Here is a 23,392-nt window from a genome sequence, read left to right as displayed (position 1 = left end):
AGCCGGTGGGCACGACGGACGGGTGGGTCGAATAGGAAGAGGAGAGAGGAGCCGGGCGCCCGGCCGGGGCTAGACGGCCATGCCGTACACGATGGTGAACAGCGTGCCGAGCGAGCCGATGATGAAGACCCCGGTGAGGCCCGCGATGATGAGGCCCTTGCCCTGTTCCGCGCTGAACGTGTCACGCAGCGCCGTAGCGCCGATGCGTTGTTTCGCCGCTCCCCAGATTGCGATCCCGAGGCAGAGCAGGATGGCGACCGCCATCACGACCTGGATCATCGTCTTGGCCTCGTTGCCCAGGCTGCCGAAGGGACCCCAGTCCGGGGCGATTCCGCCGATGATGGTGGTGATGTCGCCCTTGTCGGCTGCGAAAAGCATGTAAGTCACCGCCCCTAGTGGGTAGTTCTGCACCCCCTGCCACTGTGCGCAGAGGTCGGGCCCATTCTCGCTGACAATGTCGCCGTCGTATGTCGACTTGACGTCATTGATTGGCGGGTTTCGTACGAATCCCTTGCTACCGGCGCACGCGGGACCCTCGCGGGCGGCGTATGACGGTATGCAAAGATTCGTATGGTCACTCTGTGTATCACGGCTGGTCACGCGGGGCAATGAAGTCGAGGCGGAACCTGTGGTGTGGTGCCGTCGTTGACCCCTTCTACGCCGTGGTCGCCCCACCCACCTCGTAGCATCCCTGCGAACGCGTCCCGTTTCTGACGGGCCGTCGAGCCGATGTTCCCCGGGTCGTGCGTCTGCCGGATGTGGACACCGACCGTCGATACGAAGGCTATCCCGTGCTTCTGCGGCGCACGGCGACGGGCCGCGGGCCGGTAACCGCGGCCCTTACCGAACGAGGTCTGCGCGTCGCCGGTCAATGGCCGCTCGATGGCGAGAAACTGACGGCGGCTTGACTCAACACCTCCCACTCACGGAGCTCCCCATGTTCGATGTCGCTCATCAGGTCGACGCGGTGCGACGGCAGGTCGGCACGCGCGTGTACAAGGGGGGCGAGGCGCGTGTGGTGACGGTGAGCCAGACGTACGACTCGAGGATCGAGGACCTCTGGGGCGCCTGCACCGACGCCGAACGCATCCCGCGGTGGTTCCTGCCTGTCTCCGGTGACCTCCGCGTCGGCGGCGCGTACCAACTGGAGGGGAACGCCGGAGGCACCATCGAGCGCTGCGACCGGCCCCACGGCTTCGCCGCGACCTGGGAGTACGGCGGCGAGGTCACCTGGATCGAGGTCCGGCTGACGGCGGTGGCGCCAGCCGTCACGCGCCTCGAGCTCGAACACATCGCTCACGTCGACGACGAGCGCTGGACGGAGTTCGGCCCGGGCGCGGTCGGCGTCGGCTGGGACCTCAGTTTCATGGGCCTCGCCCACCACCTTTCGACGGGCGGCTCCGTCGACCCGAAGGAGAGCATGGCCTGGCTGATGTCCGACGAGGGCCGCCGCTTCGTGACGCTGAGCAGCGACGAGTGGTACGAGGCGAACGTCGCCGGCGGAGCGCCCGAGGACGCCGCCCGCGCCGCCGCGGATCGTACGACCGCGGCGTATACGGGGGCGGCGCCCGCCGAGTAGTGAGGGGGCCGTCGGTCAGGTCACGGCTTCCGACAGGATCTTCGCTGTCTCGGCGATGAGCGGGTGGTCGTAGGGTGCGTCCACCGTGGACCGGGTGGTGAGGACGGCCAGGACTACGGGGGTTCCGTCCGGGGTCCAGGCGATGCCCACGTCGTTGTTGGCGCCGTACTTGCCGCCGCCCGTCTTGTCGGCGAGGGTCCAGTCCTCGGGCAGTCCGGCGCGGAAGCGTTCCGTGCTCGTCGTGTTGGCGAGCAGCCAGTCGGTCAGGCGTTCGCGGTCCTGGGGGTTCAGGGCGTTGCCCAGGACCAGCCGGGCGTAGGTGCGGGCGATGGCTGCCGGGGTGGTCGTGTCCTCCACCCGCCACGGTTCCGCCGAGTTGAGGACCGGCTCCCACCTGTCCAGTCGGGTCGTCTCGTCCCCCAGGGAGCGGCAGAAGCGGGTCACCGCCGTGGGGCCGCCGAGCTCGCGCAGCAGGAGGTTGCCGGCCGTGTTGTCGCTGTAGTCGATCGCCGCGGCGGAGAGCTCCGCGATGGTCATTCCGGCGGCCAGGTTCTCCGGCTTTTCGGTGATCTTCGAGTTCTCGACCACGTCCGCCGCCGTGTAGTGGATGCGCTTGGCGAGGGTCTCGCCGTCGTGGTCCAGGTCCCGCAGGATCGCCGCGGCCGCCAGCGGCTTGAACGTGGAGAGGATCGGGAACCGTTCCTCCGCCCGGTACCGCACGGTCGCCTTCGTCACCGGGTTGTGCGCGAATGCGCCGAGTCTGGCGCCGTGTTGTTCTTCCAGCTCCCGCAGGCGGGAGCGTATGTCCTGGGCACGGGTGTTCGCGTACGCCGGTCCCGCCGCCGTGGTCAGCGCGAGTGCGGTGGCCGTGGTCAGCAGGGTGCGGCGCGTTGTGGTGCGCTTCGTCGAGCCTAAGATTTTTCTTCCTCCAGTCCCTCTACGAAGTGGTCGAACTCGCCCGCCTGTACGCCCAGTACGAACGCGTCCCACTTCTTCTGAGTGGTAGTGACGATGTTCGTGGGGTCACTGGTTTCACGGATGTAGACCAGGTCGTTGTCGCCGAAGGCGAGTTCGATCCAGGGACCGGGGCCGGTCGCGTCGTCGGGCGCGGCTCGGACCCAGTCGAGGTTCGAGGGGACTTCAGCCACGGCGTGCGTTCTCCTTCAGTACGTGGATGAGGGCGCCGAAGGCTCGGGGGGTGGCCCCGAGTATGGCTCGGCGCGGGTCGCTGCTTTCGGTGAGATGGATCTGGGTTGTGCCGGTGGCGGTGGCGGCTATGTGTACGCAGGAGTCGCCCGATCCGCAGAAGGACGACTTCTGCCAAGAGTGGTGCTGAAGCATTTCGGTCCCCTCACAGGTCGTGGATCAGCTTGTGGATGAAGTCGCGAGAGTCCTCGGGGGCGAGGGCCACCGATTCCGCGCGGTCGAGGAGGACTTGGTACATCTGGAGCTGGGCCTCGGCGTCAAGAAACACGGGGCCGTGGGACTGGTCGAGGTGCACGGTGTCGAGCTGAGCGACGGGGCCCGTGGAGTAGAAGATCGACTGGCCGGAACCCGGGAAGGAGCCCGCGGCGAACGGGAGCACCTTCAGGGTGACGTGGTCCCGCTCGCTCATGTTCAGCAGGTGGCGCAACTGCGCTTTGGCCACGGTGGCGCCGCCGAACTGCATGCGTAGAGCTGCCTCGTGGATGATCGCCACCTGTGGCGTCGGGGGGTCCCTGAAGAGGACGGCCTGGCGCTTGATGCGGAATGACACGCGGTGCTCGATCTCCGGCGGGGGGAGCTCGGGTACGACCTGGCGGAACAGCTCGCGGGCGTGGTCGGTGGTCTGGAAGAGGCCGGGGATGTGCACGGTGACCGCGGTGCGCAGGCGCCTGGCGTGGTGCTCCACCTCGGCGAGGTCGAGCAGGGCGGCGGGCAGGATCTCGCGGTACTCCTCCCACCAGCCGCGTTTACGTCCGGAGGTCATGCCCGCGAGTGCCTCGACGAGGTTTTTGTCCGGGCATTTGTAATGGCAGGCCAGCGTGCGCACGCGTTCCGCGCTGACACCGATGCGTCCGGCCTCCATGTTGCTGATCTGGCTCTGCTGAGCTCCGATCAGTTGACCGGCCTGGGTTGCGCTCAGGCCTGCTCGCTCGCGCAATTTACGCAGCTCACCGCCGAACCGGAGTTGGCGACCCGTCGGGTTGCTTCTCACGGGCTGGCCCGCCTCCTTGCTGCGGCTGTCACCCACACGGGTGGCATGTCATGGATTCTCGGTCATTCATGTCATGTATGACACGGGCGCCGCTACCTTAATGCTCAGGCGCCTCGCCCAGAAGTACCCCGCTCGACGGAGCGGCCGCGGTCACTGGGCAACGTACCCAAATCACCTAACTCCCTGCCGAACCAGGAGACTTCCGATGGCAACCGTATCCCCGCCCTGGAACTACACCCTCCAACTCCCGCACGATCCCCGCGCCCCGGGCATCGCCCGAGCCACCCTCCGTACCGTCCTCGCCGCCCACGGGCTCAGTGAACTCGCCCCCACCGCCGAACTGCTGGCCTCCGAGCTGCTCACCAACGCCCATCTGCATACCCAAGGGCCGTACGCCCTCCGCATCCGTGCGACCGAACCCGACCGGCTCCGGATCGCCGTCTGGGACTCCGACCCACGGGTCCCGCCCGGCTTCGCCGACCGGTGCCCACAGCCTGTGGATACCGCTGAGGGCGGTCGCGGGCTGCACCTGGTACGGGCCTACGCGGACGCGTGGGGCGCGTACGTGTTCGGTGACGCCGGGTTCAGGGAGGGCGGGAAGCTGCTGTGGGCGGAGTGTCAGTGGAGCACCGCATCACGATGAGCATCCCCATGTGCTGACGGATGGTCACGGCACCGGCGGGCTGGTCGCCGCATATGCGGCAGGTGGGGTGCGGGGGGTACGGGTCCGGGTTTCGGGTGCTGGGGCGGGGGCGCCACATGCGGTTTCTCTTTGCGAGTGATCGCCCCGTCGCGCGGGGGGCGCCTCTACACTGACCTCGGCGGACTCCCTGGCGGCGAGGGGCGGTTGACGGTGCGTAAGGCGTGGATCGTAGCGATCGCTGTCGGCGGGGCGGCGCTCAGCTTCGTGATGCTGCTCGTCGTCGGCGTCTACATGGTCGCGGGGAACCTCGCCAACGGGATCGGCGCAGGGGCGGTCGGGCTCGCCAAGGGGGCGGTGCCGGCCGCGTATCAGACGCTCGTTCAGCGGTGGGGCAATCTGTGCGGCGCCATCAATCCGGCGCTGCTGGCCGCTCAGCTGTATCAGGAGAGCGGGTTCAATCCGAGTGCGAAGAGTCCGGCGAAGGCCGAAGGGATAGCGCAATTCATCCCGGGGACCTGGGCCACGCACGGGATCGACGGCGACGGGGACGGGGACCGTGACGTCTGGGACCCGAATGACGCGATTCCGTCGGCCGCGTCGTACGACTGCGAGCTCGCCAAGTACGTGGAGGACGCGCCGGGGAACCCGACCCACAACATGCTCGCCGCCTACAACGCGGGGGCGTACGCGGTCATCAAGTACGGGGGCGTGCCGCCGTACAAGGAGACCCAGAACTATGTGAAGACGATCACGACCCTGCAGCAGAGCTTCGCCCGGCCGGTGGGGCGTGTCGATCCCTCCAGACAGGCCGCCGCGGCGATCACCTACGCCCAGAAGAAGCTCGGCACGCCCTATCTGTGGGGCGGCAACGGCACCGCTGACCAGGGCGGACGCTTCGACTGCTCGGGGCTGACGAAGGCCGCGTACGAGAGTGTGGGGGTCACCCTGCCGCGCGTCGCCAACGACCAGTACAACGCCGGACCGCACCCCGCGCGCGAGGAACTGCTGCCGGGGGATCTCGTCTTCTTCTCCGACGACCTCACCAACTCGCGGACCATCCGGCACGTGGGGATCTACGTGGGTGGCGGTTACATGATCGACGCGCCCAGGACGGGTGCCGTCATCCGCTTCGACCCCATCGACACCCCCGACTACTTCGGCGCCACGCGAGTGACCGAGGATGGCGCGAAAGCATTGCCCACGACGGTCTGAAGCCACCCTGAATCGGGCCTGAACGCACCCCCTGAGCTGCGGCGATGTATCTCTCTTCGATAACGTCTGCGTGATCATTCGGTGGAGTGTGGAACGTATCGAAGGGGAGTGTGCGTTCCTGTTGAGGTAGAGAAAGACGACGAAGGGGCCGCAGCATCATGGCTGGACTCGCCGATTCCGGTTCGAATCCCGACGTCGATCTGCTGTACGACATCAACGGCCTCGCCAAGGACGCGCCGCACTGGTTCGACCGCGGCATGGAGTTCGTGGGCGAGTACGGGCTGCTGTTCGTCATGGTTCTGCTGGTGGTGTGGTGCTGGTGGACCGTTCGGAGGCGGGCCGGGGACAACGCCGCGTCCTCGGTGGCCGCACTGGTGTGGGCCCCGCTCGCCGCGGGCATCGCGGTGCTGGTGAACGTGCCGATACGGGGCTTTGTGGAGCGGCCCCGGCCCTTCGTCGATCACGAAGGGCTCGATGTGCTGGTGAGCGGCAAGACCGACTTCTCCTTCGTGAGCGATCACGCGACGCTCACGATGGCGATGGGGGTCGGGCTGTTCGTCGCGAATCGGCGGTTCGGGCTCATCGGCCTCGGGGTCGCGCTGCTCGAAGGCTTCTGCCGGGTCTACATGGGCGTGCACTATCCGACGGACGTCATCGGCGGCTTCGCCCTCGGTACGGCCGTCGCGCTGCTGTTGTCTCCGCTCGCCATGGCGCTGCTGACGCCGGTGATGAAGGCCGTGGAGGGTTCTCCCCGGGTCGGGTGGCTGATCAGGGCGCGGGGTGCCGCTCCGGCCGGGCAGGACGCGTTCATTCCGGGAGCTCGGGCCGAGCGGCCCGAGGAGTCGGATCTGGCCGCGTAGCTCCGTGGCTTTCTCACGGTCACGGCGTGGTCCTACAGCGCCTGCGGGAACGAGAAGACACGGTTCGGGTCGTACTGCTTCTTCAGCGCCGCAAGGCGGGTCGCCGCGTCGCCGTAGTACGCCTTGCGCCAGTTGGTGAGGGTCGAGTCCGTGTAGTTCTGGTAGGCGGCGCCGGAGGCGTGCCGGGCCATCGCCGTGTGGGCGGAGGTCAGCCAGGACTCGGCCGTGGTGCCGGAGGTGCCCGCCTGCCAGGAGGCGATGTACTGGGCCAGCATTCGGGAGCGGCGGTGCACGAAGGCCGTCGCGGTCGGGGAGACCCGGTTGATGGCGCCGCCCAGTGCCGTGAGCGCGATGCTGCCGGCACCGCCGCGCACCGATGAGATCTGGTTCAGCAGCGTCTGGATGCCGGCCGCGGAGATCGAGCGGTCGAAGAAGTCCGAGCGGGCCGCGTACGTCTCGCGGCCGAGCGCGCCCTGCGGGGAGCGGCCCGGCGTCGAGCCCGGCAGGTGGCACTGGGCGTCGGTGGCGAAGGAGGAGCAGCCCGCGTACACCTCCATCGAATCCTCGTACGACCGCTTCTTGAGGGAGACGCTCCTCGCGGGTGCGCCGATCTTGTCGGCGAGGCGGTCCACGGCGTTCTGGAGTTCGCCGTACGTGCCGAGGGAGAACGCGGCGATGGAGACGGTGGGTGTGCCCCCGGCCGCGTTCGCGAGGTGGCAGGAGGACCAGATCTCGTCCGGCTGGCTCGGGCCCCACTCCTGCCAGGCCTTCACGACGGCGGCGGCCTTGGCCCAGGGCCAGGTCATGTAGGCGGATACGGCCTGAGGGGCCGGGTGGGTCTTGAAGCGCAGCTCGGTGACGACGCCGAAGTTGCCGTTGCCGGCGCCGCGCAGGGCCCAGAAGAGATCCTTGTTCTCGGTCGCGTTCGCGATGAGCTGCTTGCCGTCCGCGGTGATCAGCGTCGCCTGGGTGAGGCTGTCGCAGGTGAGGCCGTACGCGCGGGAGACCACGCCGTGGCCGCCGCCGAGGGTCAGGCCCGAGACACCGACCGTGGGGCAGGAGCCCGCGGGGATCGTGACGCCCTTCGCGGCGAGAGCGCGGTAGACGTCGATCAGCTTGGAACCGGCGCCGACGACCGCCGTGCCGCCCGCCCTGATCTTGTTCAGCTTGGAGACGTCGAGGATCAGGCGGCCGTTTCCGGAGGACCAGCCCGCGTAGGAGTGGCCGCCGTTGCGGATCGAGAGCGGAATGTCGTGGGCGCGGGCGTACGCCAGGGTCGTACGGATGTCGTCCGCGTGGGCGACGTACGCCACGGCGGTGGGCTTCAGGGAGTCGAAGCGGGTGTTGTAGAGCTGGCGGGCGCTGGCCCAGCTGCTGTCGCCGGGGCGGATCAGGGCGCCGTCCAGGTCCTTCGCCAGGGCGGACCAGTTGGCGGCGACACGGGGGACGGCGCCGCCGGCGGTGCGTATCGAGGTGGTGTTCGTCTCCGAGGCCACCGAGGCCTTGGCGCCCGTGCCGCCCGTGCCGCCCGTGGCGTCGCACGCGGCCGTGGCCACTGTCGCGAGTGCGGCCGCTCCGCCACCGATGAACGTACGCCGTTGCATGTGCGCCTCCTGTTGGTTTCGTGGAACGAGACGGGTGTTCGGTTCCGCGGGTTCCATGGGGGAGGCGCGGGGACGAGGGCGGGACGGAATTATTACCCGACCGTGATCGACGTCTCTTTCCGGCCAAGGGTGCCGGGGCGGCTTCGTGAGTTTGGGTCGGCTACATGAGTGCGGTCTGCGCGTGTCCCTCGGCGTCCGTGCGGGCCAGGCTGCGGGCTCTGCGTGCCGGTCCGCGCCAGCCGCAAGTGCAGCGGGCCAGGCAGAAGTGGCCCTGTTCGACCGTGGTGGTCCGGTGTTCTTGCGGAGGGATGCTCTCGTGCTGCTGCGCCACAGAAACAACGTTACCCAAGGCAAGTAAACGAATGGCAATCGCGTGACGAGCTTCGCTACCCGTCGTTAACCGGAACAACAGGAGGGCCCGGGACGGACCGGCTGGGGGTCGGCGGACGATGGTGGCGCAGCAGCAGAAGCGGGCGGGCGGGGAGGTCGTCGCGGTCGCGGTGGCAGGGCTGATGGTCTGCGCCGGCGGGTGTTCGGTGGAACGGGCCGGTGCCGAGGACGCGCGCCCCGGCGCCGCCTCCGTCGACAAGCTGCACCGGGCCGCCGCCGCGCTGGAGCGTGCGGGCAGCGCGAAGGCCCGTACGTCGATGGAGATGGCCACCGGCGGCACCCGGGTCACCATCCGCGGTGAGGGTGTGTACGACTTCACGAAGCAGACGGGCCGGCTCAAGGTGCTGCTGCCGCAGGACCCGGCCGGTGCCGACGAGCACCGGCCGATCACCGAACTCCTCGCGCCGGGCGCCCTGTTCATGAAGAACCGCGGTGCCGGGGTCCCCGCCGACAAGTGGGTCCGTGTCGACACGGCCACCCTCCCCGACGGGAACCTGGTGACCGGCGGGGCCACCGACCCCTTTGCCGCGGCTGAGTTGCTGCGGGGGACGCGTACGGCGACGTATGTGGGGAAGACGGAGGTCGCGGGTGCTCCCGTGCGGCACTATCGCGGCACCGTCGACCTGGGTGTCGCCGCGAAGAGCGCGTCGAAGGGCAACCGGAAGGCGATCGAGGCGGCGGCGAAAGGGTTCGCCACCGCCAGAGTCCCCTTCGACGCCTACCTCGACGAGCAGGGGCGCATCCGCAAGCTGCGGCACCGGTTCAGCTTCGTCAACGGACAGCAGGAGGGCATCGTCGCGGTCGCCTCGACGACCTTGCTGTACGACTTCGGGGTCCCCGCCGACGTACGGCTTCCGGAACCCGGGGACATCTTCGCCGGGAAGATCGCGGAGCCGTAGTACGCGGGGCGTATGAGGAGGAGTGGGGGGCCGGAAATGGCCCTTCCGTGCCATGCGCGGTGTGTAGGCCGCTCCCTACGCTAGGAAAGTCCGTGACGGCAGGAAGAGGTGATGCACGTGGCTCCGGTCGGCGGTACGGCAGTTCAGGACCACGTGGCCCTCGCCGAGATCGAGCTGTGCGGCGACCTGATCATCGCGGCCTCGGCGGCCCATGAGGACCGGCTCAGCCTGGAGAGCATCGACGAGGTGTTGAAGGTGGCCGAAGAGCGTGCCCGTGAGAGGGGTGCGGAGGGGTAGGGGTCGGCTGCGGTTCCCCTCATGCCGGCCGCGGTTCCCCTCATGTACGCAGTAGTCGTCATGTATGCGGCAGTCGTCACGTACGCAGGAGTCGGCCGATCGCCTTCGTCGCTTCCTCGACCTTCGCGTCGATCTCGTCGCCGCCCTTGAGGGCCGCGTCCGCGACGCAGTGGCGCAGGTGCTCCTCGAGGAGCTGGAGGGCGAAGGACTGCAGGGCCTTCGTGGAGGCGGAGACCTGGGTGAGTATGTCGATGCAGTAGACGTCCTCGTCGACCATCCGCTGCAGACCGCGGATCTGGCCCTCGATCCGGCGCAGACGCTTGAGGTGCTCGTCCTTCTGCTTGTGGTAGCCGTGGATGCCGCGGTCGTGGTCGGTCACGACTTCCTGGTCGCCGGAGGGTGCCGTCGCACCTGCCTCGGTGGTCGTCATCGGGTCCTCCTGCTGATGCCGTACTGATACCCCTGGTGGGTATATGGTAACGAACTTTGCTGGGTATAGGGCCCTTGCCCGATGGCGGGACCGGACCCTGTGCTGATCGCTGTGCTTGATGGGCGACACTGGGAGACGGCCGGTTAGCCGTGGCCGGATGATGCGCTTAGCATCAGCCTGACCGAAACAAAAGGACTCCGAGGACCCCAAGTGCGCTTTCGTCTGACCCCCAGGGAGACGAGCTTCTATGACATGTTCTCCGCATCCGCGGACAACATCGTCACGGGCTCGAAACTCCTGATGGAACTGCTTGGGGCGGACGCCTCCGCCCGGGCCGAGATCGCAGAGCGGATGCGGGCCGCGGAGCATGCCGGGGACGATGCGACACACGCGATCTTCCACCAGTTGAACTCCTCCTTCATCACGCCGTTCGACCGCGAGGACATCTACAACCTCGCCTCGTCCCTCGACGACATCATGGACTTCATGGAGGAGGCCGTCGACCTGGTTGTCCTTTATCAGGTCGAGGAACTGCCCAAGGGCGTGGAGCAGCAGATCGAGGTGCTGGCGCGGGCGGCCGAACTGACGGCCGAGGCCATGCCGAACCTGCGGACCATGGACAACCTCACCGAGTACTGGATCGAGGTCAACCGGCTGGAGAACCAGGCCGACCAGATCCACCGCAAGCTGCTCGCTCAGCTCTTCAACGGCAAGTACGACGCCATCGAGGTGCTGAAGCTCAAGCAGATCGTGGATGTGCTGGAGGAAGCGGCTGACGCGTTCGAGCATGTGGCGAACACGGTGGAGACCATCGCCGTCAAGGAGTCCTGACTTCTTCATGGACACCTTTGCACTGATCGTGACCATTCTGGTCGCGCTCGGATTCACATACACGAACGGCTTCCACGATTCGGCGAACGCCATCGCCACGTCGGTGTCCACGCGGGCGCTGACCCCGCGGGCAGCGCTCGCCATGGCCGCGGTGATGAACCTCGCGGGTGCGTTCCTCGGCAGCGGGGTCGCGAAGACCGTCAGCCAGGGGTTGATCGAGACGCCCGAGGGCGGCAAGGGGATGGGGATCCTCTTCGCGGCGCTCGTCGGGGCCATCGTCTGGAACCTTGTCACCTGGTACTTCGGGCTTCCGTCGTCCTCGTCGCACGCGTTGTTCGGTGGGCTGGTGGGGGCGGCGCTCGCGGGCGGTACGACCGTGCTGTGGTCCGGCGTCGTGGACAAGATCGTCATCCCGATGTTCGTGTCGCCGGTCGTCGGTCTGATCGTCGGCTATCTGGTGATGTGCGCGATCATGTGGATCTTCCGCAAGGCCAATCCGCACAAGGCCAAGCGGGGCTTTCGTATCGCTCAGACCGTGTCGGCGGCCGGGATGGCGCTGGGGCACGGTCTTCAGGACGCGCAGAAGACGATGGGCATCGTGGTGATGGCGCTGGTCATCGGGGATGTCCAGAGTGCCGATGCGCCGATTCCGGTGTGGGTGAAGATCGTCTGTGCGGTGATGCTGTCGCTGGGGACGTACGCGGGTGGCTGGCGGATCATGCGGACGCTCGGGCGGAAGATCATTGAGCTGGATCCGCCGCAGGGGTTCGCCGCGGAGACGACGGGGGCGTCGATCATGTTCGCCACGGCGTATCTCTTCAAGGCGCCGATCTCCACGACGCATGTCATCACCTCCGCGATCATGGGTGTGGGGGCGACGAAGCGGGTGAATGCCGTGCGGTGGGGCGTTGCCAAGAACATCGTGCTGGGGTGGTTCATTACGATGCCGGCGGCGGCGTTGGTGGCTGCGGCCAGCTTCTGGGTCGTTAACCTGGCGTTTCTGTAGGGGTTTGGCTCGGCACGGGCTTTCCGACGGCGGTTTTTTCGCCCCCGCCGCCCCTACCCGTCCCATCCCTGGGGGCTCCGCCCCCAGCCCCCCGCCAGGGGCTGCCCCCTGGACCCCCGCCAGGGGCTGCCCCCTGGACCCCCGCCAGGGGCTGCCCCCTGGACCCCCGCCAGGGGCTGCCCCCTGGACCCCGCCTTCGCCCGAAGGGCTCGTCCTCAAACGCCGGACAGGCTGACTACCCAGCCCGTCCGGCGTTGGCTTCCGCGTAGGAAAAGACGAGCGGGCCCGCCCCCGGGAGCCAGGGGCGGGCCCTTCTCGTCCTCACGGTGGCACCGCCATGCAGCACCGCGAGGGGTTCTTGTGTCCTGGTGGACGGTCCGGTCAGCCGAAGCGGCCGGAGATGTAGTCCTCCGTCGCCTGGACCGACGGGTTGGAGAAGATGCGCTCCGTGTCGTCGATCTCGATGAGTCGGCCGGGCTGGCCCACCGCGGACAGGTTGAAGAACGCGGTGCGGTCGGAGACGCGGGCGGCCTGCTGCATGTTGTGCGTCACGATGACGATCGTGAAGCGCTCCTTGAGCTCGCCGATCAGGTCCTCGATGGCGAGGGTGGAGATCGGGTCCAGGGCCGAGCAGGGCTCGTCCATGAGGAGGACCTGGGGTTCCACCGCGATCGCACGGGCGATGCACAGTCGCTGCTGCTGGCCACCCGACAGGCCCGAGCCGGGCTTGTTCAGGCGGTCCTTGACCTCGTTCCAGAGGTTCGCGCCCTTGAGGGACTTCTCGACGATGTCGCTGAGCTCGGACTTCTTGTAGGAGCCGTTGAGCTTCAGGCCCGCCGCCACGTTGTCGAAGATCGACATGGTGGGGAAGGGGTTGGGGCGCTGGAAGACCATGCCGATCGTGCGGCGCACGGCGACGGGGTCGATTCCGGTGCCGTACAGGTCCTCGTCGTCCAGGAGCACCTTGCCCTCGACGCGGCCACCGGGGGTGACCTCGTGCATACGGTTCAGGGTCCGCAGGAAGGTCGACTTGCCGCAGCCGGAGGGGCCGATGAAAGCCGTCACCGAGCGCGGCTCGACCGTCATCGAGATGTCTTCGATCGCCTTGTGGGCGCTGTAGTAGGCGGTCAGCCCGCTTACGTCGATTCGCTTGGCCATGATGGTTACTTCACTTCCAGTCAGTCGCTGATGGCCGCGTCAGCGACCGGTCTTCGGGGCCTTCCAGCGGGCGATGCCGCGGGCGCCCAGGTTGAGGATCATCACGAAGGCGATCAGCGTGAGCGACGCCGCCCAGGCCCTGTCGTACGCCGCGCCCGAGCCCGCGCTGTTCGCGTACTGCTGGTAGATGTACAGCGGCAGCGAGGACTGCGCACCCTCGAACGGGTTGGTGTTGATGAACGGGTTCCCGAACACCAGCAGCAGTACCGGTGCGGTCTCCCCGGCGATACGGGCGATCGCCAGCATGATGCCGGTGGTGATGCCGCCGATCGACGTCGGCAGGACCACCTTGAGGATGGTGCGCCACTTCGGGATGCCCAGGGCGAGGGAGGCCTCGCGCAGCTCGTTCGGTACGAGCTTGAGCATTTCCTCCGTGGAGCGGACCACGACCGGCATCATCAGGATGGCCAGGGCCAGCGAGCCGGCGAAGCCGAAGGGCTGCATCTCGAAGATCAGCATCAGGCTGAGGATGAACAGACCGGCGACGATCGAGGGGATACCGGTCATCACGTCGACGAAGAAGGTGACCGAGCGGGCGAGGTTGCCGCGCCCGTACTCCACCAGGTAGATCGCGGTGAGCACACCGATCGGCGCACCGATCAGGACCGCGAGGCCGACCTGCTCCAGGGAGCCGATGATGGCGTGGTAGATGCCACCGCCTGCCTCGGTGTCGGCGACGACACCCATCGAGTGGGTCAGGAAGTAGCCGTCCAGGACCTTCACGCCGCGCTTGACGGTGGTCCAGATCAGGGAGGCCAGCGGCACCACGGCGATCAGGAAGGAGACCCAGACGAAGGAGGTCGCGATGCGGTCCTTGGCCTGACGGCGGCCCTCGACGCGCGTGGCGATGCCGTACGTGCCGAGGATGAAGAGGATCGCGGCGATCAGGCCCCACTGGATCTTGCTGTCGAGGCCGGCGGCCAGGCCGATGCCGGCGGCGACGACGATGGAGCCTGCGGCGATCGCCCACGGCGACCACTTGGGGAGGCTGGCACCGCGCAAGGAGTCGGGGCGCTTGTCGGTGATGGCTGCGGTGCTCATGCGTTGGCCCCCGAGTACTCCTTGCGGCGGGCGATGATCATGCGCGCCCCGCCGTTGACCAGCAAGGTGATGATGAACAGGACCAGACCGGAGGCGATGAGGGCGTCACGGCCGTCCTGCGAGGCCTCGCTGAACTTGCTGGCGATGTTCTGCGCGAAGGTGCCGCCGCCCGGGTCGAGCAGGCTGGCGTTGATCTCGAAGGTCGGCGAGAGGACCGTGGCGACGGCCATCGTCTCGCCGAGCGCGCGGCCGAGACCGAGCATCGAGGCGGAGATCACGCCGGAGCGGCCGAAGGGCAGCACCGACATGCGGATGACCTCCCAGCGCGTGGCACCGAGGGCCAGTGCGGCTTCCTCGTGCATCTGCGGGACCTGACGGAAGACCTCGCGGCTCACGTTGGTGATGATCGGCAGGATCATGATCGCGAGCAGGATGCCGACGGTGAGCATCGAGCGGGGCGCGCCGCCCTGCCACTCGAAGATGCCGGTCCAGCCGAAGTAGTCGTTCAGCCAGCCGAAGAGGCCGTCCATGTGCGGTACGAGGACGAGGGCGCCCCAGAGGCCGTACACGATGGACGGGACGGCGGCGAGCAGGTCGATCACGTACGCGATGGTGCCGCCGAGCTTGCGGGGCGCGTAGTGCGTGGTGAAGAGCGCGATGGCGACCGCGACGGGGACCGCGATGACCATGGCGATGATCGAGGAGACCACCGTGCCGAAGGCCAGAACGGCGATGCCGAATTCCGGCGGGTTGAGGTTGGTGTTCCACTCGAAGGTGGTGAGGAAGTTGGCGTGGTCCTTACTGATGGCGAGCGAGGCCCGGTAGGCGAGGAAGGCCGCGATGGCGGCCATGACCGCCAACAGCAGGATGCCCGATCCGCGGGTGAGGCCGAGGAAGATTCGGTCACCGGGTCGGGTGGCACCGCGGGCGGCGCGCTTGTGCGCGGCCGCGGAAGGCTTTGGGGCGGGGGGTGGGGCTTCTTCAGTGCTCTTTGTAGATATGTCCATCGGATTCTCCGGTCTGCGGAGCCGTACATCGTGTGCGGCTCCTGGCGGCGGTGCACCGGACGGTGCGGCCCGGTCCCGGGTGGGGACCGGGCCGCACTCAGGTCAGCTCAGGTCGGCGATGGTGGTGCGGACCTTGGCGATGATGTCCTCGGGGATGGGCGCGTAGTCGTTCTCGGCCAGAACCTTCTGGCCGTCCTCGCTCGCGATGTAGGTGAGGAACGCCTTGGTGGTGGGCAGGGTGTCCGACTTGTTGCCCTTGTCGCAGACGATCTCGTACGTGACCAGGGTGATCGGGTAGGCGCCGTCGGCCGTGGTCTTGTAGTTGACCTCGAGCGACAGGTCCTTGCCCGTGCCGACGACCTTGGCGTCCGCGATGGCCGCGGTGGCGCCCTCGGTGCTGGGCTTGACCGGCTCGCTGGCGCCCGTGTCGAGGGCGACCGTGCTGATGCCGTCCTTCGCGTACGACAGCTCCATGTAGCTGATGGCGCCGGAGGTCTGCTTCACCTGCTGGGCGACACCGGAGGAGCCGGACGCGGACTGGCCGCCCTTGGCCTGCCAGGCCTTGCCGCCCTCGTACTTCCAGTTGTCGGGCGCGGCGGCGATCAGGTACTTGGTGAAGTTGTCCGTGGTGCCGGACTCGTCCGAGCGGTGGAACGCCTGGATCTTGAGGTCGGGCAGCGTGGCGTCGGGGTTCAGCGCCTTGATCGCCTTGTCGTTCCAGTTCGTGATCTTGCTGTCGAAAATCTTGGCGAGGGTCGGGGCGTCCAGAACCAGGTTGTCGGCACCCGGGACGTTGTAACCGACGGCGATCGGGCCGCCGACCATCGGGAGGTCGATGCCCTGGCCGCCGGAGCAGACCTCCTTGGAGGCGGTGACCTCTTCCGGCTTCAGCGCCGAGTCGGAACCGGCGAAGGCGACCGTGCCCTGCGTGAACGCGGTGACGCCCGCGCCGGAGCCGCCGCCCTTGTAGTTGATCTGCACGCCGGAGCACTCGGCCGTGAACGCCTTGACCCAGGCGTCGATCGCGTTCTTCTGCGCGGAGGAGCCGTCGGCGAGCAGCTGGCCCTTGGCGTCCCCGCAGTCGATGTTGCCGGCCGCGGCCGTGGTGCCCGAGGAGGTCTCGGAGCTGGAGCCCGTGTCGTCAGAGCCGCACGCCGTGAGGGCCAGGGCGCCGGAGACGGCGAGAGCACCGAGGGTGAGGGCCCGCCGGTTCATGCGCTGAAGCTTCACTTTCGGGAGTTCCTTCCAGGAGCCGCCGTCTGGTGGCGGCGTGCGAAGTCTGTTGGTGTGAGGGGCATCCATAACGCTCCCTCGCACCGCGTAAGGCTGAAATTAGGCAGATCAGGTGAAGCCGCCGATGGCCAAAAGTGAACGGAGGGTGAACCCCTGCGGGCGGTACGGTGAGGTCACGGAACGCTTACGTCGAGGACACGGAGGGATCCCGGCTTGTGGGGCCTCCAGGTAAACGCCGGGTAATCAAACAGATGCGCACAGGTGTCAACGGCTCGGGCGGTTCCGCCCTCACCCACCCTCACTTGTCCGCCCCCATCCTCCCGCCGCGTTACGCCAGGTGCAGCGCGCTGAGGAGCGCGTCCACCAGGTCGCGGTCGCGGGGCTGGGTGAGACGGTCGCGGGCCGCGTCCGGCGGGAGCCAGCACACACGGTCGACCTCGCGGCTGGGCATGAAGCGGCCGTCCGTCGCCTCGGCGGCCCAGTAGCTGACGTGCTTGCGGCGGCCGCTCACGTAGTAGACGGCGGAGGGGAGGCGTGCGCCGGGCGCACAGTGGAAGCCGGTCTCCTCCTCGACCTCCCGTACCGCGCCCGCGAGCGGGTCCTCACCGCGTTTCAGCTTGCCCTTCGGATGCGACCAGTCGTCGTACTTGGGCCGGTGGACGAGACAGATCTCCAGCTCGCCGACGAGGGGGGAGCGGCGCCACAGGACGCAGCCCGCCGCCTGGACGGTGTCGTCAGCCTTGGGGCGTTCCTCGGCCACGGGGCTTCCCTCAGCCTTGGGGCTTCCCCCAGTCATGGGGCTTCCCTCGGTCACGGGGTCCTCGGCCATGGGCCCTCCCTCAAAGGGTGTGTGCCGCTTCCTGCTGCCACGCCTGCTGGAACGCGAACCGTGCCGCCTCCACCTCGTGCCGCTGGTCGGCGTGGAGCACGCCGAGCGCGTACGCCGTCGCCGGGGCGATACGCGGGGTACGGGCCGCCGATGCCGCAGCCGAAGCGGCCTCCGCCGCGTCCCGGTGCCGGTTGAGGGACTGACCCGCGCTGAGCAGTGGTCCGTCGGAGGGGCCGGGCATGCCCTCCCCGTACAGGACCTCGCGCGCGTAGCGATGCAGTCGCAGCAGCAGCCGGACCTGGTGCCAGGGGGCGTCCTGGGGATGGGGCACGGTGTCCGCGGAGAGTCCGTGGACGAGGGCCTCCGCGTTGTACGGATGGCCCGCGGTGACCAGCGGCAGCGCGGCGACCGCGTCGAGCAGGCGGTCCTCGGCGGCCGCGGCCGCCGGACGCAGGTCGGTCGTGGCCGCCGCCGGGGTCAGCGGGACCTCGCTCGCCAGTACGGCCACGCTGTCCGCGACGGCGTGGAAGCGGGAGGAACCCAGCGCCTGGAGCGCCGCGGAGTGGGCCCGGGTGCGGGCGAGGGTCAGCTGGCGGTCGAGCAGCGCGCCCGCCTTCGCCGCGCCGACGGTCAGATTGCTCTTGGGCGCCGCGGTCGCGGCCGATCCGGCCTGGGCGGGGAAGCCGGCCGTGCCCGACAGCCGGTTCAGTGCGCCGAGCAGTCGCTCCAGCCGGGCCGAGTACGCGTGTTCGCGGGCCAGCGTGCCTGACAGCCAGGCAAGTTCGGGCCGCATGCTCTCCGACCAGTCCGCGTCGAGCAAGGGCCGGAAGGTGTGCAGTGTGCCGCTGATGCGGCGGGCCGAGCGGCGCAGTGCGCGCGCCGCGTCGACGGACCCCTCCGAGCCGCTCTCCCCCGTTTTCGACTCCGCTCGAGCGGGGAGACCCCCACCGGTACCGGTCTCCCGGTGCTGTCGCAGCGAGCGGAGGAACTCCGTGGCCTGGGCCCGCAGATAGCCCGCGAGGGCATCACCGGTGGGCGGGCCTCCCTGCTCGAGCGTGGCCGAGAGCTTGGTGGCCGAGAGTTTGGGGGAGTGCCCGGCCGTGGGGTCGGTGGGGTCAAGGTGTTGCTGTGCCACGCCGGCGCCTCCGGGCGTCTATGAGCATCTCCTGAACGTTCCGCAGGGGCTGGCCGTCCGCGTCGGTCGCGTGCCGGGTCCACTCGCCGTCCGGGCCCAGATGCCAGGAGGCGGTGCCGTCGGACATTCCGGTCTCGAGAAGGCGGTTCAGCGCGGCGCGGTGGGCCGGGTCGGTGACCCTGACCAGGGCCTCGATCCGCCGGTCGAGGTTGCGGTGCATCATGTCGGCGCTGCCGATCCACACCTCGGGCTCGCCTCCGTTGCCGAAGCCGAAGACCCGGGAGTGTTCGAGGAAGCGTCCGAGGACGGAGCGCACCCGTATGTTTTCGGACAGGCCCGTGACGCCCGGCCGGACCGCGCAGATGCCGCGCACCCACACGTCGACCGGCACCCCGGACTGCGACGCGCGGTACAGCGCGTCGATGAGCGCCTCGTCCACCATCGAGTTGACCTTGATGCGGACGTGGGCGGGCCGTCCGGCGTTGTGGTGCTGGACTTCCTTGTTGATCCGCGAGATCAGGCCGTCGCGCAGCGACTTGGGGGCGACGAGGAGCCGCCGGTAGGTCTCGCGTCGCGAGTAGCCGGAGAGCCGGTTGAAGAGGTCGGAGAGGTCCGCGCCTACCTGGGGATCGGCGGTGAGCAGCCCGAGGTCTTCGTACAGGCGTGCAGTCTTGGGGTGGTAGTTGCCGGTGCCCACGTGGGAGTAGCGCCGGAGCGTCTCCCCCTCCTGCCGCACCACCAGCGACAGCTTGCAGTGGGTCTTCAGCCCGACGAGCCCGTACACGACATGGCAGCCGGCCTCTTCGAGCTTCCTGGCCCACTTGATGTTGGCCTGCTCGTCGAAGCGGGCCTTGATCTCGACCAGGACGAGGACCTGCTTGCCCGACTCGGCGGCGTCTATCAGCGCGTCGACGATCGGTGAGTCGCCCGAGGTCCGGTACAGCGTCTGCTTGATGGCCAGCACGTCCGGGTCGGACGCCGCCTGCTCCAGAAAGGCCTGTACGGAGGTGGAGAAGGAGTCGTAGGGGTGGTGGAGGAGTACGTCCCGTTCCCTGAGCGCCGCGAAGATGTCGGGCGCCGACGCCGACTCGACCTCGGCGAGGTCGCGATGGGTCCCCGCGATGAACTTGGGGTACTTCAGCTCGGGCCGGTCGAGGGAGCCGATGCCGAAGAGGCCGGTGAGGTCGAGGGGACCCGGCAGCGGGTACACCTCGGCCTCGGAGATCTTCAACTCCCGCACGAGGAGATCGAGAACGTACCGGTCGATGGACTCCTCGACCTCGAGCCGCACCGGCGGCCCGAAGCGGCGCCGCATGAGCTCCTTCTCCAGCGCCTGGAGCAGGTTCTCGGCGTCGTCCTCCTCGACCTCCAGGTCCTCGTTGCGGGTGAGGCGGAAGGTGTGGTGCTCGAGCACCTCCATGCCCGGGAAGAGCTCCTCCAGGTGGGCCGCGATCACGTCCTCGATGGGGACGTAGCGGTTCGGGGAGGCCTCCAGGAAGCGGGAGAGCAGCGGCGGGACCTTGACGCGCGCGAAGTGCCGGTGGCCGCTGACCGGATTCCGTACGACGACCGCGAGATTCAGTGACAGGCCCGAGATGTACGGGAAGGGGTGTGCGGGGTCGACCGCCAGCGGGGTCAGCACCGGGAAGATCTGGTGCCTGAACAGCGTGAAGAGGCGGGCCTGCTCCTTCTCGGTCAGCTCGCTCCAGCGGACCAGGTGGACTCCCTCCTCCGCGAGCGCGGGGGCGATGTCCTCCTGGTAGCAGGCCGCGTGCCGGGCCATGAGCTCGCGCGAGCGGGCCCAGATCATCTCCAGGACCTCGCGGGGCTGGAGCCCGGAGGCGGACTTCGTGGCGACACCCGTGGCGATACGGCGCTTCAGTCCCGCCACCCGGACCATGAAGAACTCGTCCAGGTTGCTGGCGAAGATCGCGAGGAAGTTGGCCCGTTCGAGCAGGGGTGTGTTCGGGTCCTCGGCGAGCTCCAGGACTCGCTCGTTGAACGCCAGCCAACTGCGCTCCCGGTCCAGGAACCGGCCCTGCGGGAGTTGGATGCCGTCCTGCACCGTGTCCTCGTACGCGTCGAGATCGGCGTCGAGGTCGGGCTCGAGGTCGGAGACGTTCGCCGCCACGGTGTGCGGGCGGTGTGCGGCGATCGAGCCGACGGAGGGCTGCGGGTGCTTGACCGGTGCCTGAGCGCTGGGCTGGTTCATGGAGCCATTCTTTCGCGCCGGAGGCATGACCGGCGCGTCGGAGAGGGCGAGCGGCAGTGCGGTGAGGCGGATGTTCCCGTTCCTCGTCGGCCTCGAGGTCCCCTGAGAGGTCTTTTGCGGGGTCCCCTGAGGGGGCCTCTGCGGGGTCCTCTGTGGGGGCTCGCTCCCCGTCGTCGGCAGGGGCTCGTTCTCCGGCGGAGGCGAAGGCTCTGGCACGGCGGGCGTCATTCGTCGAGGGTCGCAAGGTCATCTGAATCGATGGTTACGGCGACATGACGTGCGGGATAGCGCAGGGCGGCTCCCGGACGTCGACGTGTCCGGGAGCCGCGTAGGGATCAGTGCCGCGCGGTGCGGGGGAGGCCGCGGTCGGCACTCACGGGCTGACCTTCTTCACGGCACGGACGGTGCCGGTAGTGCCGGTCTGGCGCTTCAGCAGGCGGAAGGCGACGAGGGCCGTGAGTGCGGCGAGGGTGAGGACGAGGGCGGTGGCGGTGAGCTGGAGGGGCCAGTAGTGGGAGAAGGGGTGGGAGACGGTGTAGTAGCTGACGGCGTCGAGTTTTTTGTACGCGGCGCCGCACTCCGGGTACCCGCTGCTGCCGCAGTAGGGGTCGGGGATCCGGGCGCCGGTGGAGGTGAGCAGGCCTGAGTCGACGGTGAGGCCGAGGCTCTTGGCGCGCTCGTTGGTGAGGCTGCTGACGGTGGTCACCGTCGGCCACAGGTGGGGCACCGCCAGGGCGACGGCGGATCGGACGCCCACCGTGCACAGCAGTGCCACGACGAGCGCGGCCAGGGAGCGGCGCAGCATCAGGCCGACGAGAGCGCCGGTGACCAGGCCGAACAGGGAGAAGGCGATGGTCGTCGGGCCGTTGGCGTGGAAGATGAAGGAGTCGGACCAGGGCTTGGCGGTGTCGATCCTGTCGCGGCCCTTGGTCCACACCATGTTGTGCAGCAGGACCAGGATGCTCGTCCCGGCGGTGATGAATGCGGCCGGCATCGCCAGCTTGACCGCCAGCCAACGGGCGGGGGAGACGGACTGGGTCCAGGCGAGCTGCGCGGTGCCGGTCTCCATTTCGCGGCCGATCAGCGCGGCACCGGCCCAGGCGGCGACGAGGAACGGTACGAGGTTCACCGCGATGGTGGCGAACAGCGTGAACCGCTTGTAGGTGAGGATCGAGTCCTGGTCGTAGGAGCACGTGGGCGTGTTGCAGCGGTTCCACTGCTGCCAGGCCACGGCCGCCGCGTCCGTGACGGGACCGTACAGCCACAGCAGCAGGGCCGCGACGGCGACGAACAGACCGGTCCAGACGTACAGGGCCGGGCGGTGCAGCCGCAGCATCGTCCGGATCAGGCCGCCCGAGGCGGACGGGCGGCGGGTGGGCGTCGCCGGGGTGCCGGTGCTGGTGCCGGTGCTGGTGGTGCTGAGGGCGGTCATGCGGCCGGTTCCTTGGCTGAGGTGCGGGCGGGGGCGAGGAGCAGCGCGGGGGCTTCGGGGTGGCGCAGGTGCGCCAGGACCAGTTCCTCCAGGGAGGGCGCGGTGGCATGTCCGGCCTCGGCGCCGAGCGGGCCTTGGGGGCGGATCAGGGCGGTCAGCTGGCGTCCTGTGGTGCGGGATTCGACCACGGTGTGCGGAGCGAGGTCGCGGACCGGGCCGGTGGTCAGGGTGTGGGCGGCCAGTACGTCCTCGAGGTCGCCCGCCAGCCGCACCTGGCCGCCGCTCACCAGCAGCACGTAGTCGCAGGAGCCCTCCAGCTCGGCGACGACGTGCGAGGACATGACGACCGTCGTGCCGTACTGGGCGGCCTCGGACATCAACGTGCCCATCAGCTCATGGCGGGCGAGCGGGTCGAGGTCGGCCATCGGCTCGTCCAGAAGCAGCAGTTCGGGCCGTTTGCCGAGCGCGAGCGCGAGGGCTACGCGGGTGCGCTGGCCGCCGGAGAGGGTGCGGATCCTCGCCTTGGGGTCCAGGCCGCCGGCGTCGTAGACGATCTGGTCGACGACCGAGGCGTCCCAGCGGGCGGTATTGAGGTCGTGGCCCACGCGCAGCGTCTGGGCGACGGTGAGCTGCGGGTACAGCGGCTTGTTCTGGGCGACGTACGCGATGCGTTCGCGGGCGGCTTCCGGGTGCGTGCCGAGCACGGTCAGGGAGCCCTCGGTGGGGGCGAGCACCCCTGCGGCGTGGGACAGCAGGGTCGACTTGCCCGCGCCGTTGGGGCCGAAGACGGCGCAGACGCGTCCCGCGGGAAGCCGGAAGGAGCACTCGCGCAGCGCCCAGCTCCCGCGCCGCCCGAACCGCTTGCCGAGCCCGGCCGCCTCGATGGCGGTGTTGGTCATTCCTGGTCTCCCTTGGGGTGTGCAGTTCCGGGGCGTTCAGCCGTGAACTGTTCATCGAGTACGGCGAATCGCTCATCGAGTACGGCGGTGAAGAGCGCGGCCACGTCGTCGCGCTGGAGCCCGGCCTCGCGGGCCCGGGACGCCCACGTGTCCAGTTCGGCGCGCAGGGGCGAGTCGGCCGAAGTGGTGCCCAGCGAGCGCTTCACGAAGGTGCCGAGGCCGCGTCTGGCCTCGACCAGACCCTCGCGCTCCAGCTCGCGGTAGGCCTTCAGGACGGTGTTCGGATTGATCGCGGTGGCCTCCACGACCTCGCGGGCCGCGGGGAGCTTGTCGCCCGGTTCGAGCAGGCCCAGGCGCAGGGCCTGCTTGGTCTGCTGGACGATCTGCACGTACGTGGCGACACCGCTACGCCGGTCGATGCGGTACTCCACCACTACG

At 68.8% G+C, this 23,392-nt stretch carries 26 protein-coding genes; 8 read left to right on the top strand and 18 right to left on the bottom strand.

The annotated features are described in order from the left end of the window. Window positions 1-69: 69 nt before the first annotated feature. Window positions 70-378 carry a hypothetical protein gene (locus AB0D57_RS05890; RefSeq protein ID WP_054232206.1) on the bottom strand — a complete coding sequence of 103 codons (309 nt, stop codon included), beginning with the start codon at window positions 376-378 and terminating at the stop codon, window positions 70-72. A 559-nt stretch (window positions 379-937) separates the two neighbouring features. Here AB0D57_RS05890 and AB0D57_RS05885 point away from each other — a divergent pair. Continuing rightward, window positions 938-1,579, top strand: a complete 642-nt coding sequence (locus tag AB0D57_RS05885; protein WP_362067430.1) for an SRPBCC family protein — start codon at window positions 938-940, stop codon at window positions 1,577-1,579. 15 nt (window positions 1,580-1,594) lie between these two features. Here AB0D57_RS05885 and bla read toward each other — a convergent pair whose 3' ends face one another. From bla to AB0D57_RS05865, 4 genes are read right to left on the bottom strand one after another with little or no spacing between them, the layout of a single operon-like run. Beyond that, complete coding sequence (bla, locus tag AB0D57_RS05880; RefSeq protein ID WP_362067473.1) at window positions 1,595-2,431, bottom strand: class A beta-lactamase; 837 nt, start codon at window positions 2,429-2,431, stop codon at window positions 1,595-1,597. Window positions 2,432-2,490: 59 nt separating this feature from the next. Further along, on the bottom strand, window positions 2,491-2,727 hold the full coding sequence (locus tag AB0D57_RS05875; protein WP_362067428.1) for a DUF397 domain-containing protein: 237 nt from the start codon (window positions 2,725-2,727) through the stop codon (window positions 2,491-2,493). Next, on the bottom strand, window positions 2,720-2,920 hold the full coding sequence (locus tag AB0D57_RS05870) for a DUF397 domain-containing protein (protein WP_362067426.1): 201 nt from the start codon (window positions 2,918-2,920) through the stop codon (window positions 2,720-2,722). The genes AB0D57_RS05875 and AB0D57_RS05870 overlap by 8 nt, the downstream gene beginning before the upstream one ends. Window positions 2,921-2,930: 10 nt before the next feature. After that, window positions 2,931-3,776, bottom strand: a complete 846-nt coding sequence (locus AB0D57_RS05865) for a helix-turn-helix transcriptional regulator (protein WP_362067424.1) — start codon at window positions 3,774-3,776, stop codon at window positions 2,931-2,933. A gap of 205 nt (window positions 3,777-3,981) precedes the next feature. Here AB0D57_RS05865 and AB0D57_RS05860 point away from each other — a divergent pair, with 205 nt between their 5' ends. From AB0D57_RS05860 to AB0D57_RS05850, 3 genes are all read left to right on the top strand, one after another. Next, complete coding sequence (locus tag AB0D57_RS05860) at window positions 3,982-4,419, top strand: ATP-binding protein (protein ID WP_362067422.1); 438 nt, start codon at window positions 3,982-3,984, stop codon at window positions 4,417-4,419. 204 nt (window positions 4,420-4,623) lie between these two features. Continuing rightward, window positions 4,624-5,631 (top strand): bifunctional lytic transglycosylase/C40 family peptidase, encoded by a 1,008-nt coding sequence (locus tag AB0D57_RS05855; protein WP_362067420.1) that lies wholly within the window; start codon window positions 4,624-4,626, stop codon window positions 5,629-5,631. 158 nt (window positions 5,632-5,789) lie between these two features. Further along, a complete protein-coding gene (locus tag AB0D57_RS05850; protein WP_362067418.1) occupies window positions 5,790-6,491 on the top strand; it encodes a phosphatase PAP2 family protein in 702 nt (233 codons plus the stop codon). A gap of 32 nt (window positions 6,492-6,523) precedes the next feature. Here AB0D57_RS05850 and AB0D57_RS05845 read toward each other — a convergent pair whose 3' ends face one another. After that, window positions 6,524-8,095: an FAD-binding oxidoreductase gene (locus AB0D57_RS05845; RefSeq protein ID WP_362067416.1), complete on the bottom strand. Its 1,572-nt coding sequence runs from the start codon at window positions 8,093-8,095 to the stop codon at window positions 6,524-6,526. 160 nt (window positions 8,096-8,255) lie between these two features. Beyond that, window positions 8,256-8,426, bottom strand: a complete 171-nt coding sequence (locus tag AB0D57_RS05840; protein ID WP_362067414.1) for a hypothetical protein — start codon at window positions 8,424-8,426, stop codon at window positions 8,256-8,258. Window positions 8,427-8,544: 118 nt separating this feature from the next. On the opposite strand from AB0D57_RS05840, the gene AB0D57_RS05835 reads away from it, so the two are divergent. Together AB0D57_RS05835 and AB0D57_RS05830 are read left to right on the top strand one after the other, a co-directional pair. Continuing rightward, the gene (locus tag AB0D57_RS05835; protein ID WP_362067412.1) at window positions 8,545-9,384 is read left to right on the top strand and encodes a hypothetical protein; all 840 of its coding nucleotides are present in this window, start codon (window positions 8,545-8,547) and stop codon (window positions 9,382-9,384) included. A 111-nt stretch (window positions 9,385-9,495) separates the two neighbouring features. Beyond that, window positions 9,496-9,681, top strand: a complete 186-nt coding sequence (locus AB0D57_RS05830) for a hypothetical protein (RefSeq protein ID WP_362067410.1) — start codon at window positions 9,496-9,498, stop codon at window positions 9,679-9,681. A 76-nt stretch (window positions 9,682-9,757) separates the two neighbouring features. On the opposite strand, the gene AB0D57_RS05825 is transcribed toward AB0D57_RS05830, so the two are convergent. Next, window positions 9,758-10,111: a metal-sensitive transcriptional regulator gene (locus AB0D57_RS05825; protein ID WP_362067408.1), complete on the bottom strand. Its 354-nt coding sequence runs from the start codon at window positions 10,109-10,111 to the stop codon at window positions 9,758-9,760. A 210-nt stretch (window positions 10,112-10,321) separates the two neighbouring features. Between AB0D57_RS05825 and AB0D57_RS05820 the strand changes: the two genes are divergently transcribed. Beyond that, window positions 10,322-10,942, top strand: coding sequence for a DUF47 family protein (locus tag AB0D57_RS05820; RefSeq protein WP_148009124.1), 621 nt, complete (start codon window positions 10,322-10,324; stop codon window positions 10,940-10,942). A 7-nt stretch (window positions 10,943-10,949) separates the two neighbouring features. Then, window positions 10,950-11,948 (top strand): inorganic phosphate transporter, encoded by a 999-nt coding sequence (locus AB0D57_RS05815; protein ID WP_362067406.1) that lies wholly within the window; start codon window positions 10,950-10,952, stop codon window positions 11,946-11,948. Between the two features lie 381 nt (window positions 11,949-12,329). On the opposite strand, the gene pstB is transcribed toward AB0D57_RS05815, so the two are convergent. The 10 genes from pstB to AB0D57_RS05765 all read right to left on the bottom strand — a co-directional run bounded on the left by pstB (window position 12,330) and on the right by AB0D57_RS05765 (window position 23,388). Then, window positions 12,330-13,106 (bottom strand): phosphate ABC transporter ATP-binding protein PstB, encoded by a 777-nt coding sequence (pstB, locus tag AB0D57_RS05810; protein WP_362067404.1) that lies wholly within the window; start codon window positions 13,104-13,106, stop codon window positions 12,330-12,332. A 39-nt stretch (window positions 13,107-13,145) separates the two neighbouring features. Beyond that, on the bottom strand, window positions 13,146-14,207 hold the full coding sequence (gene pstA / locus AB0D57_RS05805; RefSeq protein WP_362067402.1) for a phosphate ABC transporter permease PstA: 1,062 nt from the start codon (window positions 14,205-14,207) through the stop codon (window positions 13,146-13,148). Next, window positions 14,204-15,214, bottom strand: coding sequence for a phosphate ABC transporter permease subunit PstC (pstC, locus tag AB0D57_RS05800; RefSeq protein WP_362067400.1), 1,011 nt, complete (start codon window positions 15,212-15,214; stop codon window positions 14,204-14,206). Before pstC ends, pstA begins: the two co-directional genes overlap by 4 nt. A gap of 102 nt (window positions 15,215-15,316) precedes the next feature. Continuing rightward, complete coding sequence (gene pstS, locus AB0D57_RS05795; RefSeq protein WP_362067398.1) at window positions 15,317-16,444, bottom strand: phosphate ABC transporter substrate-binding protein PstS; 1,128 nt, start codon at window positions 16,442-16,444, stop codon at window positions 15,317-15,319. A gap of 331 nt (window positions 16,445-16,775) precedes the next feature. After that, the gene (locus tag AB0D57_RS05790; RefSeq protein ID WP_362067471.1) at window positions 16,776-17,243 is read right to left on the bottom strand and encodes an NUDIX hydrolase; all 468 of its coding nucleotides are present in this window, start codon (window positions 17,241-17,243) and stop codon (window positions 16,776-16,778) included. A gap of 43 nt (window positions 17,244-17,286) precedes the next feature. Beyond that, window positions 17,287-18,411 (bottom strand): CHAD domain-containing protein, encoded by a 1,125-nt coding sequence (locus AB0D57_RS05785; protein WP_362067396.1) that lies wholly within the window; start codon window positions 18,409-18,411, stop codon window positions 17,287-17,289. Next, window positions 18,392-20,623: an RNA degradosome polyphosphate kinase gene (locus AB0D57_RS05780; RefSeq protein WP_362067394.1), complete on the bottom strand. Its 2,232-nt coding sequence runs from the start codon at window positions 20,621-20,623 to the stop codon at window positions 18,392-18,394. The genes AB0D57_RS05785 and AB0D57_RS05780 overlap by 20 nt, the downstream gene beginning before the upstream one ends. 373 nt (window positions 20,624-20,996) lie before the next feature. After that, on the bottom strand, window positions 20,997-22,055 hold the full coding sequence (locus AB0D57_RS05775; protein WP_362067392.1) for an ABC transporter permease: 1,059 nt from the start codon (window positions 22,053-22,055) through the stop codon (window positions 20,997-20,999). Beyond that, entirely contained in the window at window positions 22,052-22,954 is a 903-nt protein-coding gene (locus AB0D57_RS05770; RefSeq protein WP_362067390.1) for an ABC transporter ATP-binding protein, read from the bottom strand. Before AB0D57_RS05770 ends, AB0D57_RS05775 begins: the two co-directional genes overlap by 4 nt. Further along, complete coding sequence (locus AB0D57_RS05765) at window positions 22,951-23,388, bottom strand: GntR family transcriptional regulator (RefSeq protein WP_362067388.1); 438 nt, start codon at window positions 23,386-23,388, stop codon at window positions 22,951-22,953. The genes AB0D57_RS05770 and AB0D57_RS05765 overlap by 4 nt, the downstream gene beginning before the upstream one ends. Window positions 23,389-23,392 lie beyond the last annotated feature (4 nt).

Origin of the sequence: Streptomyces sp. NPDC048275 (assembly GCF_040652275.1) — a bacterium.
In the GTDB taxonomy this organism is placed as follows: domain Bacteria; phylum Actinomycetota; class Actinomycetes; order Streptomycetales; family Streptomycetaceae; genus Streptomyces.
This window is presented reverse-complemented; position numbering and strand designations above follow the sequence as displayed.

What these genes read in the sequence shown, in the direction of transcription:
- AB0D57_RS05835 (WP_362067412.1), top strand. Translation starts at nt 8,545, where the DNA reads ATGGTGGCGCAGCAGCAGAAGCGGGCGGGCGGGGAGGTCGTCGCGGTC.
- AB0D57_RS05870 (WP_362067426.1), bottom strand. Translation starts at nt 2,920, where the DNA reads ATGCTTCAGCACCACTCTTGGCAGAAGTCGTCCTTCTGCGGATCGGGC.
- AB0D57_RS05815 (WP_362067406.1), top strand. Translation starts at nt 10,950, where the DNA reads ATGGACACCTTTGCACTGATCGTGACCATTCTGGTCGCGCTCGGATTC.
- AB0D57_RS05825 (WP_362067408.1), bottom strand. Translation starts at nt 10,111, where the DNA reads ATGACGACCACCGAGGCAGGTGCGACGGCACCCTCCGGCGACCAGGAA.
- pstA (WP_362067402.1), bottom strand. Translation starts at nt 14,207, where the DNA reads ATGAGCACCGCAGCCATCACCGACAAGCGCCCCGACTCCTTGCGCGGT.
- AB0D57_RS05885 (WP_362067430.1), top strand. Translation starts at nt 938, where the DNA reads ATGTTCGATGTCGCTCATCAGGTCGACGCGGTGCGACGGCAGGTCGGC.
- AB0D57_RS05850 (WP_362067418.1), top strand. Translation starts at nt 5,790, where the DNA reads ATGGCTGGACTCGCCGATTCCGGTTCGAATCCCGACGTCGATCTGCTG.
- AB0D57_RS05845 (WP_362067416.1), bottom strand. Translation starts at nt 8,095, where the DNA reads ATGCAACGGCGTACGTTCATCGGTGGCGGAGCGGCCGCACTCGCGACA.
- AB0D57_RS05790 (WP_362067471.1), bottom strand. Translation starts at nt 17,243, where the DNA reads ATGACTGGGGGAAGCCCCAAGGCTGAGGGAAGCCCCGTGGCCGAGGAA.
- AB0D57_RS05770 (WP_362067390.1), bottom strand. Translation starts at nt 22,954, where the DNA reads ATGACCAACACCGCCATCGAGGCGGCCGGGCTCGGCAAGCGGTTCGGG.
- AB0D57_RS05775 (WP_362067392.1), bottom strand. Translation starts at nt 22,055, where the DNA reads ATGACCGCCCTCAGCACCACCAGCACCGGCACCAGCACCGGCACCCCG.
- AB0D57_RS05890 (WP_054232206.1), bottom strand. Translation starts at nt 378, where the DNA reads ATGCTTTTCGCAGCCGACAAGGGCGACATCACCACCATCATCGGCGGA.
- pstB (WP_362067404.1), bottom strand. Translation starts at nt 13,106, where the DNA reads ATGGCCAAGCGAATCGACGTAAGCGGGCTGACCGCCTACTACAGCGCC.
- AB0D57_RS05780 (WP_362067394.1), bottom strand. Translation starts at nt 20,623, where the DNA reads ATGAACCAGCCCAGCGCTCAGGCACCGGTCAAGCACCCGCAGCCCTCC.
- AB0D57_RS05830 (WP_362067410.1), top strand. Translation starts at nt 9,496, where the DNA reads ATGCACGTGGCTCCGGTCGGCGGTACGGCAGTTCAGGACCACGTGGCC.
- pstC (WP_362067400.1), bottom strand. Translation starts at nt 15,214, where the DNA reads ATGGACATATCTACAAAGAGCACTGAAGAAGCCCCACCCCCCGCCCCA.
- AB0D57_RS05860 (WP_362067422.1), top strand. Translation starts at nt 3,982, where the DNA reads ATGGCAACCGTATCCCCGCCCTGGAACTACACCCTCCAACTCCCGCAC.